Source organism: Nocardia fodinahabitans, from assembly GCF_052983615.1.
The window spans coordinates 3,343,574-3,359,065 of sequence record NZ_JBRJJC010000001.1; the positions used below are offsets into that span (position 1 = coordinate 3,343,574).

13 protein-coding genes and 1 tRNA gene are annotated in these 15,492 nt (G+C 65.9%); 12 read left to right on the plus strand and 2 right to left on the minus strand.

Translation table 11 applies throughout. The features are described 5' to 3' along the window. The first annotated feature begins 5 nt into the window (after positions 1 to 5). The 7 genes from gyrB (at position 6) to NV348_RS15670 (ending at position 9,967) form a co-directional block, all read left to right on the plus strand. On the plus strand, positions 6 to 2,039 hold the full coding sequence (gyrB, locus tag NV348_RS15640; RefSeq protein WP_447147608.1) for a DNA topoisomerase (ATP-hydrolyzing) subunit B: 2,034 nt from the start codon (positions 6 to 8) through the stop codon (positions 2,037 to 2,039). A 59-nt stretch (positions 2,040 to 2,098) separates the two neighbouring features. Continuing rightward, positions 2,099 to 4,609, plus strand: a complete 2,511-nt coding sequence (gene gyrA, locus NV348_RS15645) for a DNA gyrase subunit A (RefSeq protein WP_447147609.1) — start codon at positions 2,099 to 2,101, stop codon at positions 4,607 to 4,609. Positions 4,610 to 4,648: 39 nt separating this feature from the next. Further along, a complete protein-coding gene (locus NV348_RS15650) occupies positions 4,649 to 5,683 on the plus strand; it encodes a DUF3566 domain-containing protein (protein WP_447147610.1) in 1,035 nt (344 codons plus the stop codon). A gap of 137 nt (positions 5,684 to 5,820) precedes the next feature. Continuing rightward, positions 5,821 to 5,894 (plus strand) — tRNA-Ile (locus tag NV348_RS15655). A gap of 122 nt (positions 5,895 to 6,016) precedes the next feature. After that, positions 6,017 to 7,327, plus strand: coding sequence for a tyrosine-type recombinase/integrase (locus NV348_RS15660; RefSeq protein ID WP_280248430.1), 1,311 nt, complete (start codon positions 6,017 to 6,019; stop codon positions 7,325 to 7,327). 116 nt (positions 7,328 to 7,443) lie between these two features. Then, a complete protein-coding gene (locus NV348_RS15665; RefSeq protein ID WP_280185007.1) occupies positions 7,444 to 8,400 on the plus strand; it encodes a hypothetical protein in 957 nt (318 codons plus the stop codon). 697 nt (positions 8,401 to 9,097) lie between these two features. Beyond that, positions 9,098 to 9,967, plus strand: coding sequence for a hypothetical protein (locus NV348_RS15670; protein ID WP_280185008.1), 870 nt, complete (start codon positions 9,098 to 9,100; stop codon positions 9,965 to 9,967). 315 nt (positions 9,968 to 10,282) lie between these two features. On the opposite strand, the gene NV348_RS15675 is transcribed toward NV348_RS15670, so the two are convergent. Then, positions 10,283 to 11,143, minus strand: coding sequence for an aminoglycoside phosphotransferase family protein (locus tag NV348_RS15675; RefSeq protein WP_280185010.1), 861 nt, complete (start codon positions 11,141 to 11,143; stop codon positions 10,283 to 10,285). A 5-nt stretch (positions 11,144 to 11,148) separates the two neighbouring features. Then, positions 11,149 to 12,525 carry an NsdA family TPR-like regulatory protein gene (locus NV348_RS15680; RefSeq protein WP_483238679.1) on the minus strand — a complete coding sequence of 459 codons (1,377 nt, stop codon included), beginning with the start codon at positions 12,523 to 12,525 and terminating at the stop codon, positions 11,149 to 11,151. A gap of 252 nt (positions 12,526 to 12,777) precedes the next feature. On the opposite strand from NV348_RS15680, the gene NV348_RS15685 reads away from it, so the two are divergent. The 5 genes from NV348_RS15685 to NV348_RS15705 all read left to right on the plus strand — a co-directional run bounded on the left by NV348_RS15685 (position 12,778) and on the right by NV348_RS15705 (position 15,051). Continuing rightward, a complete protein-coding gene (locus tag NV348_RS15685; RefSeq protein ID WP_280185012.1) occupies positions 12,778 to 12,993 on the plus strand; it encodes a hypothetical protein in 216 nt (71 codons plus the stop codon). Between the two features lie 406 nt (positions 12,994 to 13,399). Then, a complete protein-coding gene (locus tag NV348_RS15690; protein WP_280185013.1) occupies positions 13,400 to 13,588 on the plus strand; it encodes a hypothetical protein in 189 nt (62 codons plus the stop codon). 300 nt (positions 13,589 to 13,888) lie between these two features. Then, positions 13,889 to 14,518, plus strand: coding sequence for a hypothetical protein (locus NV348_RS15695; protein WP_280185017.1), 630 nt, complete (start codon positions 13,889 to 13,891; stop codon positions 14,516 to 14,518). Beyond that, positions 14,515 to 14,718, plus strand: coding sequence for a hypothetical protein (locus tag NV348_RS15700; protein WP_280185018.1), 204 nt, complete (start codon positions 14,515 to 14,517; stop codon positions 14,716 to 14,718). Before NV348_RS15695 ends, NV348_RS15700 begins: the two co-directional genes overlap by 4 nt. Before the next feature lie 3 nt (positions 14,719 to 14,721). Continuing rightward, a complete protein-coding gene (locus NV348_RS15705) occupies positions 14,722 to 15,051 on the plus strand; it encodes a hypothetical protein (protein ID WP_280185019.1) in 330 nt (109 codons plus the stop codon). Positions 15,052 to 15,492: the final 441 nt, after the last annotated feature.

Consider the following 15,492-nt stretch of genomic DNA (forward strand, 5'->3'; position numbering starts at 1 on the left):
GACAAGTGGCTGCCAACGACTCCAACGCATCGGGCAACAAGCAGGGCTACGGTGCCTCTTCCATCACAGTCCTCGAGGGCCTCGAAGCGGTGCGCAAGCGCCCTGGCATGTACATCGGTTCCACCGGTGAACGCGGCCTCCACCACCTCATCTGGGAGGTTGTGGACAACTCGGTCGACGAGGCGATGGCCGGCTACGCGACGCGGGTCGACGTGACGCTGCTGGAGGACGGCGGTGTCGAGGTCATCGACGACGGCCGCGGTATCCCCACCGCCATGCACGCGCAGGGCATTCCGACCGTCGAGGTCGTCATGACGCAGCTACACGCCGGCGGCAAGTTCGACTCCGACTCCTACGCCGTCTCCGGCGGTCTGCACGGTGTCGGCATCTCGGTGGTCAACGCCCTGTCGAGCAAGCTGGAAGCCGAGATCGATACCGACGGCTACCACTGGGCCCAGACCTACAAGGACGCCAAGCCGGGCAAGCTGATCCAGGGCGAGCCGACCAAGCGCACCGGTACGACGATCCGCTTCTGGGCCGACCCGGAGATCTTCGAAACCACCACCTACAACTTCGAGACGGTCGCGCGCCGCCTGCAGGAGATGGCCTTCCTCAACAAGGGCCTGACCATCACCCTGACCGACCAGCGCGTCAGCGATTCCGACGTCATCGACGAGGTCGTCAGCGATACCGCCGAGGCGCCCAAGCACGCCGAGGAAGGCGTCGAGAAGCCGGTCGAGCACAAGGTCAAGACCCGCACCTACCACTACCCGGGCGGCCTGGTGGACTTCGTCCGCCACATCAACCGCACCAAGCAGGCCATCCACAACTCGGTGGTCGGCTTCACCGGCAAGGGCACCGGCCACGAGCTCGAGGTCGCGATGCAGTGGAACTCGGGCTACTCCGAGTCGGTCCACACCTTCGCCAACACGATCAACACCCATGAGGGCGGCACCCACGAAGAGGGCTTCCGCGCGGCGCTCACCACGGTGGTCAACAAGTACGCCAAGGAGAAGAAGCTCCTCAAGGAGAAGGACGGCAACCTCACCGGTGACGACATCCGCGAGGGCCTGGCCGCCATCGTGAGCGTCAAGGTCGGCGAGCCGCAGTTCGAGGGCCAGACCAAGACCAAGCTGGGCAACACCGAGGTCAAGTCGTTCGTGCAGCGTGCCTGCAACGAACACCTGACGCACTGGTTCGAGGCCAACCCGGCCGACGCGAAGACCATCGTGCAGAAGGCGGTGTCCTCGGCGCAGGCCCGCGTGGCCGCGCGCAAGGCGCGTGAGCTGGTGCGCCGCAAGTCGGCCACCGACCTGGGCGGTCTGCCCGGCAAGCTGGCCGACTGCCGCTCCAAGGATCCGAGCAAGTGCGAGATCTACATCGTCGAGGGTGACTCCGCCGGCGGCTCGGCCAAGTCCGGCCGCGACTCGATGTACCAGGCGATCCTGCCGCTGCGCGGCAAGATCATCAACGTCGAGAAGGCCCGCATCGACCGCGTCCTCAAGAACAACGAGGTCCAGTCGATCATCACCGCGTTCGGCACCGGCATCCACGATGAGTTCGACATCGCGAAGCTGCGCTACAACAAGATCATCCTGATGGCCGACGCCGACGTCGACGGCCAGCACATCGCGACCCTGCTGCTCACCCTGCTGTTCCGGTTCATGCGCCCGCTGGTCGAGCACGGTCACGTGTTCCTGGCCCAGCCGCCGCTGTACAAGCTCAAGTGGATGCGCACGGAACCGGAGTTCGCCTACTCCGACCGCGAGCGCGACGCACTGCTCGAGGCCGGTCTGGCCGCGGGCAAGAAGATCAACAAGGACGACGGCGTCCAGCGCTACAAGGGTCTGGGCGAGATGAACGCCAAGGAGCTGTGGGAAACCACCATGGATCCGTCGGTGCGAGTGCTTCGTCAGGTGACGCTCGACGACGCGGCCGCGGCCGACGAGCTGTTCTCCGTGCTCATGGGCGAAGACGTGGAGGCACGTCGCAGCTTCATCACCCGCAATGCCAAGGACGTCCGCTTCCTGGACGTGTAGCCGGTGCAGCGCCGTAAGCGCGCGCCCGTGAAGCATGTCAGGCCCTCGAAGGAGATTTGATGACTGAGACCACGCTGCCGCCCTCCGGTGGTGCGGGCGACCGGATCGAACCGGTCGACATCCAGACCGAAATGCAGAGCAGCTACATCGATTACGCGATGAGCGTCATCGTGGGCCGCGCGCTGCCCGATGTGCGCGACGGCCTCAAGCCGGTGCACCGGCGCGTGCTGTACGCGATGTACGACAACGGCTACCGCCCCGACCGCGGCTACGTGAAGTCCGCGCGCCCGGTCGCCGAGACCATGGGTAACTACCACCCGCACGGCGACTCGTCGATCTACGACACCCTCGTGCGCATGGCTCAGCCGTGGTCGCTGCGCTACCCGCTGGTCGACGGCCAGGGCAACTTCGGTTCTCGCGGCAACGACGGCGCGGCCGCCATGCGATACACCGAGTGCCGTCTGACGCCGCTCGCGATGGAGATGCTGCGCGATATCGACAGCGAGACCGTCGATTTCGTCCCCAACTACGACGGTCGCTCGCAGGAGCCGACCGTGCTGCCCGCGCGCGTGCCCGCCCTGCTGATGAACGGCAGCAACGGCATCGCGGTCGGCATGGCGACGAACATCCCGCCGCACAACCTCAACGAGCTGGCCGAGGCCATCTACTGGGCGCTGGAGAACTACGACGCCGACGAGGAGACCACCCTCGCCGCGTGCATGGAACGGGTGAAGGGCCCGGACTTCCCGACCCACGGCCTGATCGTCGGCGGCCAGGGCATCCACGACGCCTACACCACCGGCCGCGGATCGATCCGCATGCGCGGTGTGGTGGAGATCGAGGAAGGCAGCCGCGGGCAGACGCAGATCGTCATCACCGAGCTGCCGTACCAGGTCAACACCGACAACTTCATCAACTCGATCGCCGAGCAGGTCAAGGACGGCAAGATCGCGGGTATCTCCGATATCCACGACGAGTCCTCCGACCGGGTCGGCATGCGCATCGTGGTGACGGTCAAGCGCGACGCGGTCGCCAAGGTCGTGCTGAACAACCTGTACAAGCACACCCAGCTGCAGACCAGCTTCGGCGCCAACATGCTCTCGATCGTCGACGGCGTGCCGCGCACCCTGCGCCTGGATCAGATGATCCGGCACTACGTCGATCACCAGTTGGAAGTCATCGTCCGGCGCACCCGCTACCTGCTGCGCAAGGCCGAGGAGCGGGCCCACATCCTGCGCGGCCTGGTCAAGGCGCTCGACCTGCTCGACGAGGTCATCGCGCTGATCCGCCGCTCGGCCAACACCGACACCGCGCGCACCGGCCTGATGCAGCTGCTCGACATCGACGAGATCCAGTCGACGGCCATCCTGGACATGCAGCTGCGCCGCCTCTCGGCGCTGGAGCGTCAGCGCATCGTCGACGATCTGGCCAAGATCGAGCTCGAGATCGCCGACTACAAGGACATCCTGGAGAAGCCGGAGCGCCAGCGCGCGATCGTGCGCGACGAGCTGGCCGAGATCGTCGAGAAGTACGGCGACGATCGCCGGACCAGGATCATCGCCAACGACGGTGACGTCGCCGACGAGGATCTGATCGCCCGCGAGGACGTGGTCGTCACGATCACCGAGACCGGCTACGCCAAGCGCACCAAGACCGACCTGTACCGCTCGCAGAAGCGCGGCGGCAAGGGCGTGCAGGGCGCCGGCCTCAAGCAGGACGACATCGTCAAGCACTTCTTCGTGTCGTCCACCCACGACTGGCTGCTGTTCTTCACCAACAAGGGCCGGGTCTACCGGGCCAAGGCCTACGAGCTGCCCGAGGCCAACCGGACCGCGCGTGGTCAGCACGTGGCGAACCTGCTGGCCTTCCAGCCGGACGAGAAGATCGCCCAGATCATCCAGCTCAAGACCTACGAGGACGCGCCGTACCTGGTGCTCGCGACGCGCGCGGGTCTGGTGAAGAAGTCCAAGCTCACCGACTTCGACTCCAACCGTTCCGGCGGCATCGTCGCGGTGAACCTGCGTGACGACGACGAGCTGGTCGGTGCCGTGCTGTGCTCGGCCGACGACGATCTGCTGCTGGTCTCGGCGCACGGTCAGTCGATCCGGTTCGCCGCGACCGACGAGGCGCTGCGCCCGATGGGCCGCGCCACCTCCGGTGTGCAGGGCATGCGTTTCAACGCCGACGACGAATTGCTCTCGCTCAATGTGGTTCGCGAGGACACCTACCTTTTGGTGGCGACCGCGGGTGGGTATGCCAAACGTACGGCGATCGAGGAGTACACCGCGCAGGGTCGCGGCGGAAAAGGCGTATTGACAATTCAGTACGACCCGAAACGTGGCAGCCTGGTCGGTGCGCTCATCGTCGACGACGAGGACGAGTTGTACGCGATCACCTCCAGTGGTGGCGTCATCCGCACCGCAGCCAAGCAAGTCCGGAAAGCTGGACGCCAGACCAAGGGCGTGCGATTGATGAACCTCGCGGATGGCGATACCTTGCTAGCGATCGCGCGCAACGCCGACGAGCCCGATCCCGATCAGCTCACCGGCGACGCGGCTTCGGAGCAATAACCCAAACAGCGGCGGCAACGAACGGATCTGAGGATTCCATTGACCACACCGAATCAGTCGAACGACGATCGGAACCAGACCAACGGCGTCACCGAGCGGATTGCCTCGTCTCCGATCCAGCCGCGGCCGATCCCACGCCAGGGCGGTCCGGCCGAAGGTGCGGCAGCGCCGGAATCCGGTGCCGCCGGGGGCGAATCGTTCGACCAGTCGACCGTGCGGATGGGGAACGAACCCACCCCGCCCGCCGGTAACGGGAAGGGCAAGTCGCCCTACCAGGACGGGTGGGCGCAGCTGCCGCAGCGCGAGCCGCAGTCGAACCTGTACCGGCCCGGTGAGGCGCCGAGCCAGGGGCGTCCGTCCTCGGGCGCACCGGGCGCCTCGTCCGGCGGGCTGAAGGGTAGCGGCGCGTCCAACGCCCGCACCACCGCCGACCTGGCGGCCAAGGCGGCCCGCAAGGAAGCGGCGATGGTGAAGTCCGTCGGTATCGACGGCCCGACCCGCAGTATCGCCCGTCCCGAGCTGGTCAAAGACATGCCGGACCTGTCCGACGTGCGGCACCCGACGCCGGACGGCCAGGCCGCGCCGGTGGCGCCGCCCGGTCTGCCGATGGCGCACATCCCGCCGCAGCCGGGGCCCAGCGCCCGGGCCGCGGCCGCGTCCGTCGGCGCGGTCTCGCCCGCCGTGCCGGTGGCCATCGCGGCCGCCGCGTCGGGTGAGCCGCTACGCGCGACGGTGCAGATCCGCCGGATCGATCCGTGGTCGACGCTGAAGATCACCCTGGTGATCAGCGTCGCGCTGTTCTTCGTGTGGATGCTGGCCGTCGGCCTGCTCTACATCGTGCTGGCCGGCATGGGCGTGTGGGACAACCTGGACAACTCGCTGGGCGAGATGCTGAACCAGGAGGGCAGCTCGTCGAGCCTGATCGACGCGGGCACGGTCTTCGGCTACGCGGGCGTCATCGGCTTGATCAACGTGGTGCTGTTCACCGCGCTGGCGACGGTCGGTGTGTTCATCTACAACCAGTGCTGCGATCTGGTCGGCGGCATCCAGGTGACCCTGGCCGATCCGGACTAGGAACAGGCTCTGTCACGACGGCCGGTCAGCCCCGCGAAAAGGGGCTTGACCGGCCGTTTTGGTTATCCCCGGCCGGGTAGGGTAACCTCGTTCCTCGTTGCGGTTCACTGCTCCGGCAGGGGGTCGAAAACGAGTACGGGCCTATAGCTCAGGCGGTTAGAGCGCTTCGCTGATAACGAAGAGGTCGGAGGTTCAAGTCCTCCTAGGCCCACCCGCATTCTTGCAGGTCAGACGCTTTTCCGGTACATTCGCAACCAGTGCGTGGTTGCCATCGGTTGCCACCCCCCGCTTTCAGGACTCTCGTGTCGCCCGTCGACACCTTGGAGATCTCTGATGCCTAGCCTGACCCCCAGTCCGCGCCGACGCAAGGACGGCACCGTCAACTGGCAGGTGCACTACCACTACTACGACACCGACGGCGTACGCCGCGGTACAGCCGAGAGCTTCTACGACGACTACGAGGAAGCGGTGTGGTGGTGCGACTACGTCGCCCGCCACGGCCTGGACCAAGCACGGCTGATCCTCGACGCCAAACGCGGCGGATCCGGCGATGGCACGCTGCTGTCGGACTGGCTGATCGACCACGCCGACCGGCTACTGAAGGTCGGCAGCATCGACGCGCCCACACATCGCCACTACCTCGGCTACGTCCGCAACGACATAACCCCGTTCTTCGGGGAAACCGCGCGCCTGGACGCGGTCACCCAGGACACCGACGCCGCCTGGATCGTGTTCCTCAGCCAGGACAAGGGCAACGCGCCCAAGACGATCAAGAACAAGCACGGCTTCCTGTCCAGTGGCATGCGCGCGGCCGTCGAGCAGCGTCCGGTGCCGCTGTTGCCGTTCAACCCGTGCTCGGGGGTGCGACTGCCCGCCGATCGCGGCACCGAGCACGACATCTTCGACAACGATGAATGGGAGTTGTTCGAGGAGCTGATTATTGCTCGGTGGCGTCCGCAGGCCGAGTTCGGTCTGGTGTCGATGGCACGGCCCTCGGAGGTCGGGGCGCTGCTGGTCCGCGACGTGCACCCCGTGACCGGCGCGGTGCGGATCACCAAGGCGTGGAAGGACGCCGGGTCGCGTCTGGTTCTGGGCGCGCCCAAGACCGCGCGCGGTACCCGCACCGTCAACATCCCGGTGCAGACCCTGGAGCGGCTGGATCTTTCTCGTCCAGCGGACGAGTTGTTGTTCCACACCCGCCACGACACGCCGATCAGGGCGTCCTACTTCTACGAGAAGGCATGGCAACCGGCGCTGCGGCGCCTCGACGCGCTCGCCTCTGCGGCTGCGGCGTTCGAGCGTGGTGAGGACATCCGCGCGCGGGCCCAGCTGAGCCCGTTCACGAAGAAGGCGCAATGGCGTGGTGCCGACCCCGAGGCGCTGATCGCGCAGTACGGCACTGCGGTGAAGACTCTGCGGATCAAGCACCTGACGCCGTACACGTTGCGCCACACCGGCATCTCGTGGAAGTTGCAGGACGGTGTGCCCATCTTCGTGGTCTCTCGTGACGCGGGGCACGAATCGGTCGCGGTGACCGACCGCATCTACGGTCACAACGACCGCCGTGCCAGCGAATCCGCTGCCCAGGTCATCGCGCACCGGCTTCCTCGGGTCCGCGCGAACATGCTCGCGCTGGCTGCCTGACCGGCAGCCGGCCGCAACCCCCCCGATCGATCCGAGCGAAATCCATTGCATTGCATTCCATATCACCGGGAACGGAATGAATTGGAATGCAATGCAATGGAGGGACGGAATCTCTGATGCTCCAAGCTGTTGCCACCCATCATGCCACCGGATCCGGACGCTGCCAGTTCCCCGGCTGCCACGCCGAGGTCCCCGCCCGCCCCCGCGGCCAGCGCGGCGCCCCGCGCGGCTACTGCGACAATCCCGATCACACCGCACAGAAAGCGCTGCGGCTCAGGCAGCGAGAACTCCGCCGCGACAACATCGAGGACACCCGGCAGCCGTCGCTGCGGCCGGTCACCGACGCCATGGTGACTCTCGGCGGGCTGTTGGATCGCTACGAGCAACTGCGCGCCGAACTGTCGGCAGTCGCCGCCGACGCCGCCGACGTGATCGCCGATCTCGGCGATCCGGCGGTGGTGGAACGAGAAATCGCCGAGATCCAGCGCGACGCCAGCCGTCGGATCACCGCTGCCGAACAAGCGCAGGCGGACGCGGAGAACGCCGTCGCCGACATGGCCAGACGCCTCGACCACGCCACGGAACTGGAAGCCTTGGCGCTGGCGGCGGCCGAGGAGGCCCATACCGTCGCGCAGTCCGCGACCGACCGCTGCGGGCAAGTCGAGGAAGAAGCGGCCCAGCGGGTCACCGCGGCCGAAGCCGACCGCGACGCGTTCTACGCCGAAGCGGAATCGACCCTGACCGAGATGCGTCGTCACGTTGATGACGCACGTTCGGCACAGGCCCGCGCGGAAGGAGAGCGCGACGCCGCGCGCGAGCAGCACAGGGACTTGATCGAGGAGAACAAACGACTACGAGCCGACCTGGAACGCGAGCGCGGCGAGCATCGCGCGCAGATCGAGCGCCGCGACAGCGAATACTCACGAGCACTCACCGCCGCGCACGCGATGGCCGACCGTGCCGCACGCGAGCATCGCCAGCAACTCACCGATGTCCTGCACAACCACCGAGGCGACCGCGACCCAGCGATCGACACCGGGGAGGAGCCGGATCTCACCGTCGATCGCGGCTGAACCCAAGGGCCAACCGCGGAACCGGGGTCTCCCGCGGTGTCACCATGGAGGGGTGAACATCGCCCGAGGGCGCGGTTCGTGCTCACGGTGCCGGCGTGAAACTGACTGGTGGCTCAATGTGTTTTCGCGGTAGCGTCGGCGGGCATGAGTAAGCTCTCCGTCTTCTGCGGCAGCACAGCCAAGTCCCAGGCAGATGTCCTGTCGCTGTGGTTCAAGAAGCGGTGAGAGGCCCCTGACAAGCAGTTCCTCGTCAGGGTGGGCGGGACGCCGTCGCCCAGAAGTCAACCATTTGGCCGAGGAGAACGCCCAGCTACGCAACCTCATCATTGCCCCAAGAGAAGCTGACCAAGGCCAACACCGAGATCCGTAGGTTGCAGAGGTCGCTCGACGGGGCGCGGGCCAATGTGAAGCGCGAACGCGAGCGCAACGTGACCCAGATCCTTTGCCAGTGACAAACGTCGGCGCCTGCTACCGGCGGCATGTCGCGACCCGTACCAGGCTGCGCAGACGAAACCGCCGGGCACCGCGCTATGGTGGTCACGGCCGATGCGCCGGCCGGAATCCGTGCCGAATCGCCCACGCCGATCGGCATAGCGGACAAGGGTCTGTGACTGCGTGCAGTTGGTATCTGATGTTTTCTCGTCCAACGTGATCGAGGGCGGGATGCGTGGGGTTCTGCCCGGAACAGGATCTCGAAGTGACGAGGGACAAGCGGCGCAAGCAGGCCGCACGGCAGCGCGCGAACACACAGGGCATCCGGTACACCCGCGCATTGCGGGAACTGAGCCGAGAAGCGGACACCCCGGCCCAGGACGGAGCCGGAATCAACTCCGAGTGCGCGGTTGTACGGCAAATGGCCGACAACGTGGCGCACCGCGTGATGGCGCTGCAGTACATACCGGCCGAGCCGGTCGCGCACCGCGCTGACCACCTCGGCCAATGCCTGAGCCGAGCGATGTATCGCACTGCGGTCGATCTCGCCCACCATTCGGCCGTCTACGTAGAGGCGTTCGCAAGTACGGGCATCGTCGATGAGATGTCGCTGCACCACGCCCGCCAGGTCGTCGGACATCTCACGCGGGCGTGGGCGGCGACGCGGGACACCCTGGCGCAGATGACCTCTGACGCCTGTGAGCGTGCGGTACAGCTTCTGGAGGTGACCGAGTTGACGATGGTGGAGTCGTGTCAGTTAGCCAAGCGGGTGCGCATGTCACGCAACGAATGGTTCTGCGATGTCACCGGGGAGTCGCAGGCGTGCTTGGCCGGTGTACGAGATCTGCGGTTGCAGGTGCGGGATGGCGAGAGCGGGCGCTTTGTGGAGATGCCCCCGGGGTGTGTGCACCATGTCGCCGAGGAGATAGTGACCTGGACCGCTATCCCCGACGTCGAGATCGAAGTGCACGGCGAGGACCGGGCCGCGATCGACCATGCCAAGCGGAAGGCAGACGGGCTGCGGGAGACCGAGCATTGGCTGCTCGGCCCGCAGTGGTGGGAGAAAGAGCGAGCGCTGGCGCCGGAATCTCCCTATACCGCTCTGTATACCGCTACGGCGTCGGATTATGGGTGACCGGTCAACTGACCACCAATGGCACTCAGTTTAACCTGCAATAGCTGCCATCAGTGGCGAGACCGGTGGTCTCTCGGGATACGTGTCCAGCTCCATCGAACGTCCACGTGATGCCGACCCGCACGCGTCGTACGCCCTCGAACAGGCCGATCACGTCGGCGGCCTGCGGGTTGCGGCGCGTGCTTGGGCGGTGGTCGGCCACGGACAAAGACGAGCGTATTTGCGGTTCGCGGTATGAATTCGCAGGTCATCGAAGAACGTGGGCATGGCCAAAACGGCTACTCGCCGAGGCGGTCTCGCAGACCACAACGGAGTCTATGTCGCCGCGTGCCAGAGCCTGGTGTCGTCCGGATTTCGTAGGACCTCGATGCGCAGCTGTAGTTCAGCGGCTATCGCCGGATCGTGGGACGAGCGGCGAATGAAACCTGTCAGGGTGTGCAGGTCGCGCATGTCGCGCAGCACCGTGAAGCCGTCCCAATCGCGGACATCCCAGCCGTAGGCGTAGGTGAACTCATCGAGTTCGGATTCCGGAGTACCGTAACGAACGTCCTGGTAGACATTGATGAGATCCAGTTCGCGGGGTGCGATCGACGCTTCATCCCAGTCGCCAAGAAGCACACCGTGCGGTCCCCATAGCGTGTTTCCGGTGTAGGCGTCACCGTGGACAAAGCCGACGCCCAAATGCGATTCCAGTTGGTGGTACTGCTCGATTACAGCCGCAGCGCGGTCGGTCAGCCACGCCAGATCAGAAGCGGACAGAGTGCCGGGGTTGTGGAGTGCATGCTGAAGGCCGGCGAGAGGTTGGTATGCCGGAAGCTCAAGTGGTGGCCGGGGCAGGGTGTGCAGCATGCGGAGGAGTGCCCCAAGCTCCCGGGCTGGTGGGTCGCCCCGGTCGGGCTGGGGGTAGTAGACCCAAAAGGTCACCGTGGTATCGCCGAATTCGACTGGGTGGTCGAGCAGCGGCTCGGTGGCCGGGAACCCCTGCGACACCAGCCACTGCGCGACCATCACCGACGCTGCGGCCCGCAGTCCACGGTGTTCTTTCCTGCTGATCCGCGCAATGGCGCGCTCCGATGGCAGCAGGTAGACAGAGGCGGAATGTGCACGCAGCAGCCTCGCGTCGTCGTGTCGCAGCCCAGTTTGCTGACATGCATCGGTGAGAACGGACGGGTCCACCGTGACTACGGTAGCGCCTGGGGGTGGTTAGGGATGAACGCGGCGATCTCCTCGCGGAGGCCGCGCGCTACTGGGGCGGTAGCATGTCGGCTCGACAGGAGGTATCGTTCAACTTGCGTCAGGCCGTCACGGATCGACTGAATACGCTGTGGTGCCGGTAAATCCAAAACCGGGGTCAGTACGTCGACCGCGCCCTCCATGTCGTGTCGGGTAATCCTGGCAACGGCGACGTCAGAGCGTGCGAGCGCCTCGTCACCATAGCTTCGTTCTTCCACCGGCCCGGACTCGTAAGTGGTGATTGCATCGAGCGCTGCTTGTTCGGCCTCCTCATGGTCGCCGAGCAGGGTCAGTGTGCTTCCGGCGTAGTACATCGCCTTTGGCGTCGGGAAACTGAGGATGCCACCGATCTCTTGCAGGTCATCACTGGCCGCAGATTTGTCAATGGCAAGCCGCGTTCGCCGGAGTGCATCCCGAGCATCATCGGCTCGACCTGCTCGTGCGGCTGCCCGTGCTTCAAGCGCGGCCAGGCGTACGCGCTGATGCCCTGCTGAAACGTCATATGACGCTCGACGAACAAACTCCATCGCCTTGCCGGGACGTCCACTCCACTCGGTGATGAGCGCCTGCGTGCCGGCAATCCAGGCTTTGAGCGGTGGGTGATCTGCCTGCTGAGCCAGTCGCTGGGCGGCAAGCGTGTGCTGCATGGCTGCGAATGGATCACCCAGATCGTCAGTTACATGGGCCAGCATCGTGATCGCTACCCCACCCAGCACCAGCAGATCCCGTGCTTGTTTATGCTGGGGCCTATCGGTCAGGAGGTGCCACGCTCGGTGGCGTTGCTCTGCCAATTCGGCCAGCAGGGGCCACAGGGGTTTATGGACGTACGTCGTCGCGATCCGGGCGAGATCGAAGTACAGACTGTCGATTGACAGCTGATCGACCGACGTGTCACCGACCCACTGCGCAAAGTCGAGCGAGGCACGGGCAGTGCTACCGAGATCGCCGTCCCCGGAGAAACTTCCGACCGTCGCGTCTGATGACGGGACACCTGGCTTCGCTGGCCCGACGGCGGCAATCGGAGCCGCTTCGGCCGCGAGCTGCCCTTGTTGACCATTCTGGTGGCGTATTCGCCAGGCCGTTTCCCCCTCTGCCACGATCTGCTCGAAGCGGGCGCGGTCCTCTCGGGTCGCTCGCTCTTGGTAGGTCGTATCAAGGATGGCCTGGGTGCCAGAGCGTGGCGTGACCGTGCTCAGACCGGTCCGCCAGTTCGTGATCGTGGTGGTTTCGACACCTAGGAGCGCGGCGAACTCACGGATCGAATGACGCATCGCTTCCTGTAGCGCAGCCGCTTCGAACCCTGTCCACTGCCGCCCTCGTACCATTGCCTTCCCCTGCGGTTTTTGGTCCTGACCTGGGCAAATACCTACGGTACGCCCACAGTACCCCAACGCCGCGCGGTTACGGCCGAAACCGCCTGTGGGCCAGAGTCAAAGCGGTACCCGGCACCGGGCCGACGCCGTAATCCCTCGTCCGGCGCACCGGCCGTCAGAGTGGCAGGCCGGTGGCGAAACGCCCCCCGGTGCCGGGTACCGCCCGAACCTTTGCCGCTCCGGATCGGAAAGAAGTACTGCGCGATGCCCACCAGTTCCCTTGCCATGTACCAACTCATCGCCATGTGCGACGAAGCCGCCCATCAGGCGCCGAGCCTGCCGTTCACGGTTTCACAGGCGCACACGGTGATGCGCTACCACGTTGCCTGCCGAGCGAAGCGCTGCCCGCGTAAGAGCGCCGCACTCCAGGCTCTGATCGAGGCCGGCCGGGTAGTACCTTCGCAGACGAAGCCGCGGTGAGCCCGGTGAGCGCACTGCCCAGCCCCGCACCGGATGACCGCCCTCCCGACAGCGACCACAATCTGGCCGACGCGATCCCCGAATGGGCGCCGGTCGAACCGCTGCCCTCCAGCGAAATGCTGCTGGCGGCGTTCGCCGGGCTGACCCCGATCACAGCCACGGACATCTTGGATCCGGCGAGCGATCTGGTGATCTGCCAGGAGCGGTACCGGTTGGCGTTCGAGGTACTGGCGAGTGGTGCCGTGGCCAACGAACGAGTGCAGTCGGTTGCGACGGCGCTGGTTTCGGCACGGGAGGAAATCGAGCTGCTGACCACGATCATCGACGACGCTGTGGGAAAGCGGCTGCTGTGCCGCCGCCAGGATGGGACGCACGGCGCGGGCCCCCGGATGCGAACGCCCGCCCAGTGCCGGTACATACGGAGTCGATCGGGGAGATCGCGGCCCGGATGGCCGCGCTATGGGAAGTGGTCAACACCAACGCGGGTGCTCTCGATGATCTGCCGGAAGCCGACCGCTTGATGGAACTGTGCGAGAGCTACGACGGCCTGGTGGCTGAGATCGAGGCGGGCCAGCGCCTGCCGCCAGGGTTGTGATGCGCCGTGCAACCACAGCAACCAGCACGACGAATCCGACACATCCACATCGAATCCGGCGCTTTGAGCCTGGACTTCCAGGCCAGCGCCGAGCAGGTGCAGAACGTGGCTGACGAATTGGCCCAGGGGTTTCCGGAGCTGGTGGTCGCGGTCGATGACGACGTGCGCCCCGGTCTGCCGCCCCTCCCTCGCGCCGAGCTCTGGGATTGAGCCGTTTGCCGCCGGATGTGTGAGCGGAACCAACCGCGGCACTTACCTCAACTGCCCATGACTGAATGAAATACGAAGGGATTCCTACCGGTGCCGTCTGAGCCTTCGCCATCGAAGTACGTCGTCTTCGGCATCACCCCGAACCTGCCACTGGCCTTCACGGTACCGCCCGTCGAAGCACGACCCGATCAGCCACTGCCGGATGCGGGGCCGTTTCTGCGGCTATGCGCGGGTGCGGAAGAGCCGAGCACGGTGCTGCTGCGCTGCGCACGCGGATTGGTTGGCGAGTGGCGGTATGTGCATGAACATGGCCGCAGCGCCTCCGCCTCGGTCAATGAGCAGCTCAACCTGCTGATCTGGCTGATCGACCGCGAAGCGGGCGGGCATACCAGCGGGATTGCTTTTGCACCCAAGGTGCCGACGAGTCCCTCGTCGTACGGCGACTGGGTGGCGTGGTTGGTCTGGAAGTACGTGCTGTGTGCGCTCAGGCAGCACCAGCCGGGACATCACGAGCGGGATGCGGCCGAGCTGGCATGGTGTATAGAGGCTTTCGACCAGCTGGTGGCTGACGTGCGGGCGGGTCGGGTGCGGCTGCCGGAGCAGGCGGGAGTGTTTCCGCCGAAGACGGTGCAGCCCGGCGCATCCGTCGATCATGGTGATGCGAGCGGCTCCGATCCCGCTGATCCGAAGACCGGGCCGCGTGAGGGCGAACCGGCATGACGACGCCGAATCCCCGCGGGGACAGCACGTTCGTGCAGGCCGATGGAATGTTGGCAGAGGTGATGTGCCAAGTGCACCTACTGGAGTTGACAGTGGAGCGCGCCCGGCGGCTGCGGTACATCCACCGCGAGCACCATCCGGACGAGTGCGTGGTTCATCTTGAGGCGGCGTACTTGCTGCTGATCGAGGGTGACTCCTGAGCGATGTCGTCCCTCCTCGTCGCCGTCCCCTGGGCGGGATCGGTCATCTTCACCGGGGCGCTGTGCTTCCGGCTGGGCTACTGGTGGAAGACGACCGAACTGCACGGGCGGCATGCAGCGGGAAATGTGCAGCAAGCGGATGGACCCTGGGCCGACGACGAGGTGCCGGACTCCGAACCGGAATGGGGCGAGAGATCGCCGAGCGCGTCACCGCCGGCCAGGCCCGAGTGGTGGTGGAGCGACGAGGATGATACTGACGAGCTGGCGAGAATCGAGCTAGACGATGGGCACGGTGAGGACGATCAATCTGGTCGGTCATCGGCGACCTGCTGAACCTGTTGCGACCGCGACCCGCGCGGATACGGATGTGTTCGGTGAGCACCCTCAGCGGTCCCTTGAGCAGCCCGTCGGCGACGGACCCGATCGTTGCCACCGCCAGCTGATGCAGTGGCGCGGCGGCGTCGATCAACAACTGTTCTGCTGGGATCTCGGCCTGCTCGAAGTACACCGAATACTCCGGTGCACCCACTCACACCGGGACTTCGGACACACCTGACACCAGCTGCGCAGGAATCCACCAAGGGCCCGATCCGGTCGAGCCCGCGGACCCTGAAATTCCGCACGCGGTCGTCACGGTCATCACCGCGGTGTGGCTGGCGGTCGTCACGGGATTGCTGGTCGACTGGCCTACGGCCGTCACGGTTCTCGTGGCCGTCCTGGGAGTATTCGGTCGAGGCAGGAACATGCCCGGGTAGTCGGTGAAGGCGGCGGGAC

Bases quoted from the DNA above. Each gene is read 5' to 3' on its own strand.
- gyrA (WP_447147609.1), top strand. From the start codon at position 2,099: ATGACTGAGACCACGCTGCCGCCCTCCGGTGGTGCGGGCGACCGGATC.
- NV348_RS15660 (WP_280248430.1), top strand. From the start codon at position 6,017: ATGCCTAGCCTGACCCCCAGTCCGCGCCGACGCAAGGACGGCACCGTC.
- NV348_RS15665 (WP_280185007.1), top strand. From the start codon at position 7,444: ATGCTCCAAGCTGTTGCCACCCATCATGCCACCGGATCCGGACGCTGC.
- NV348_RS15680 (WP_483238679.1), bottom strand. From the start codon at position 12,525: ATGGTACGAGGGCGGCAGTGGACAGGGTTCGAAGCGGCTGCGCTACAG.
- NV348_RS15685 (WP_280185012.1), top strand. From the start codon at position 12,778: ATGCCCACCAGTTCCCTTGCCATGTACCAACTCATCGCCATGTGCGAC.
- NV348_RS15700 (WP_280185018.1), top strand. From the start codon at position 14,515: ATGACGACGCCGAATCCCCGCGGGGACAGCACGTTCGTGCAGGCCGAT.
- NV348_RS15705 (WP_280185019.1), top strand. From the start codon at position 14,722: ATGTCGTCCCTCCTCGTCGCCGTCCCCTGGGCGGGATCGGTCATCTTC.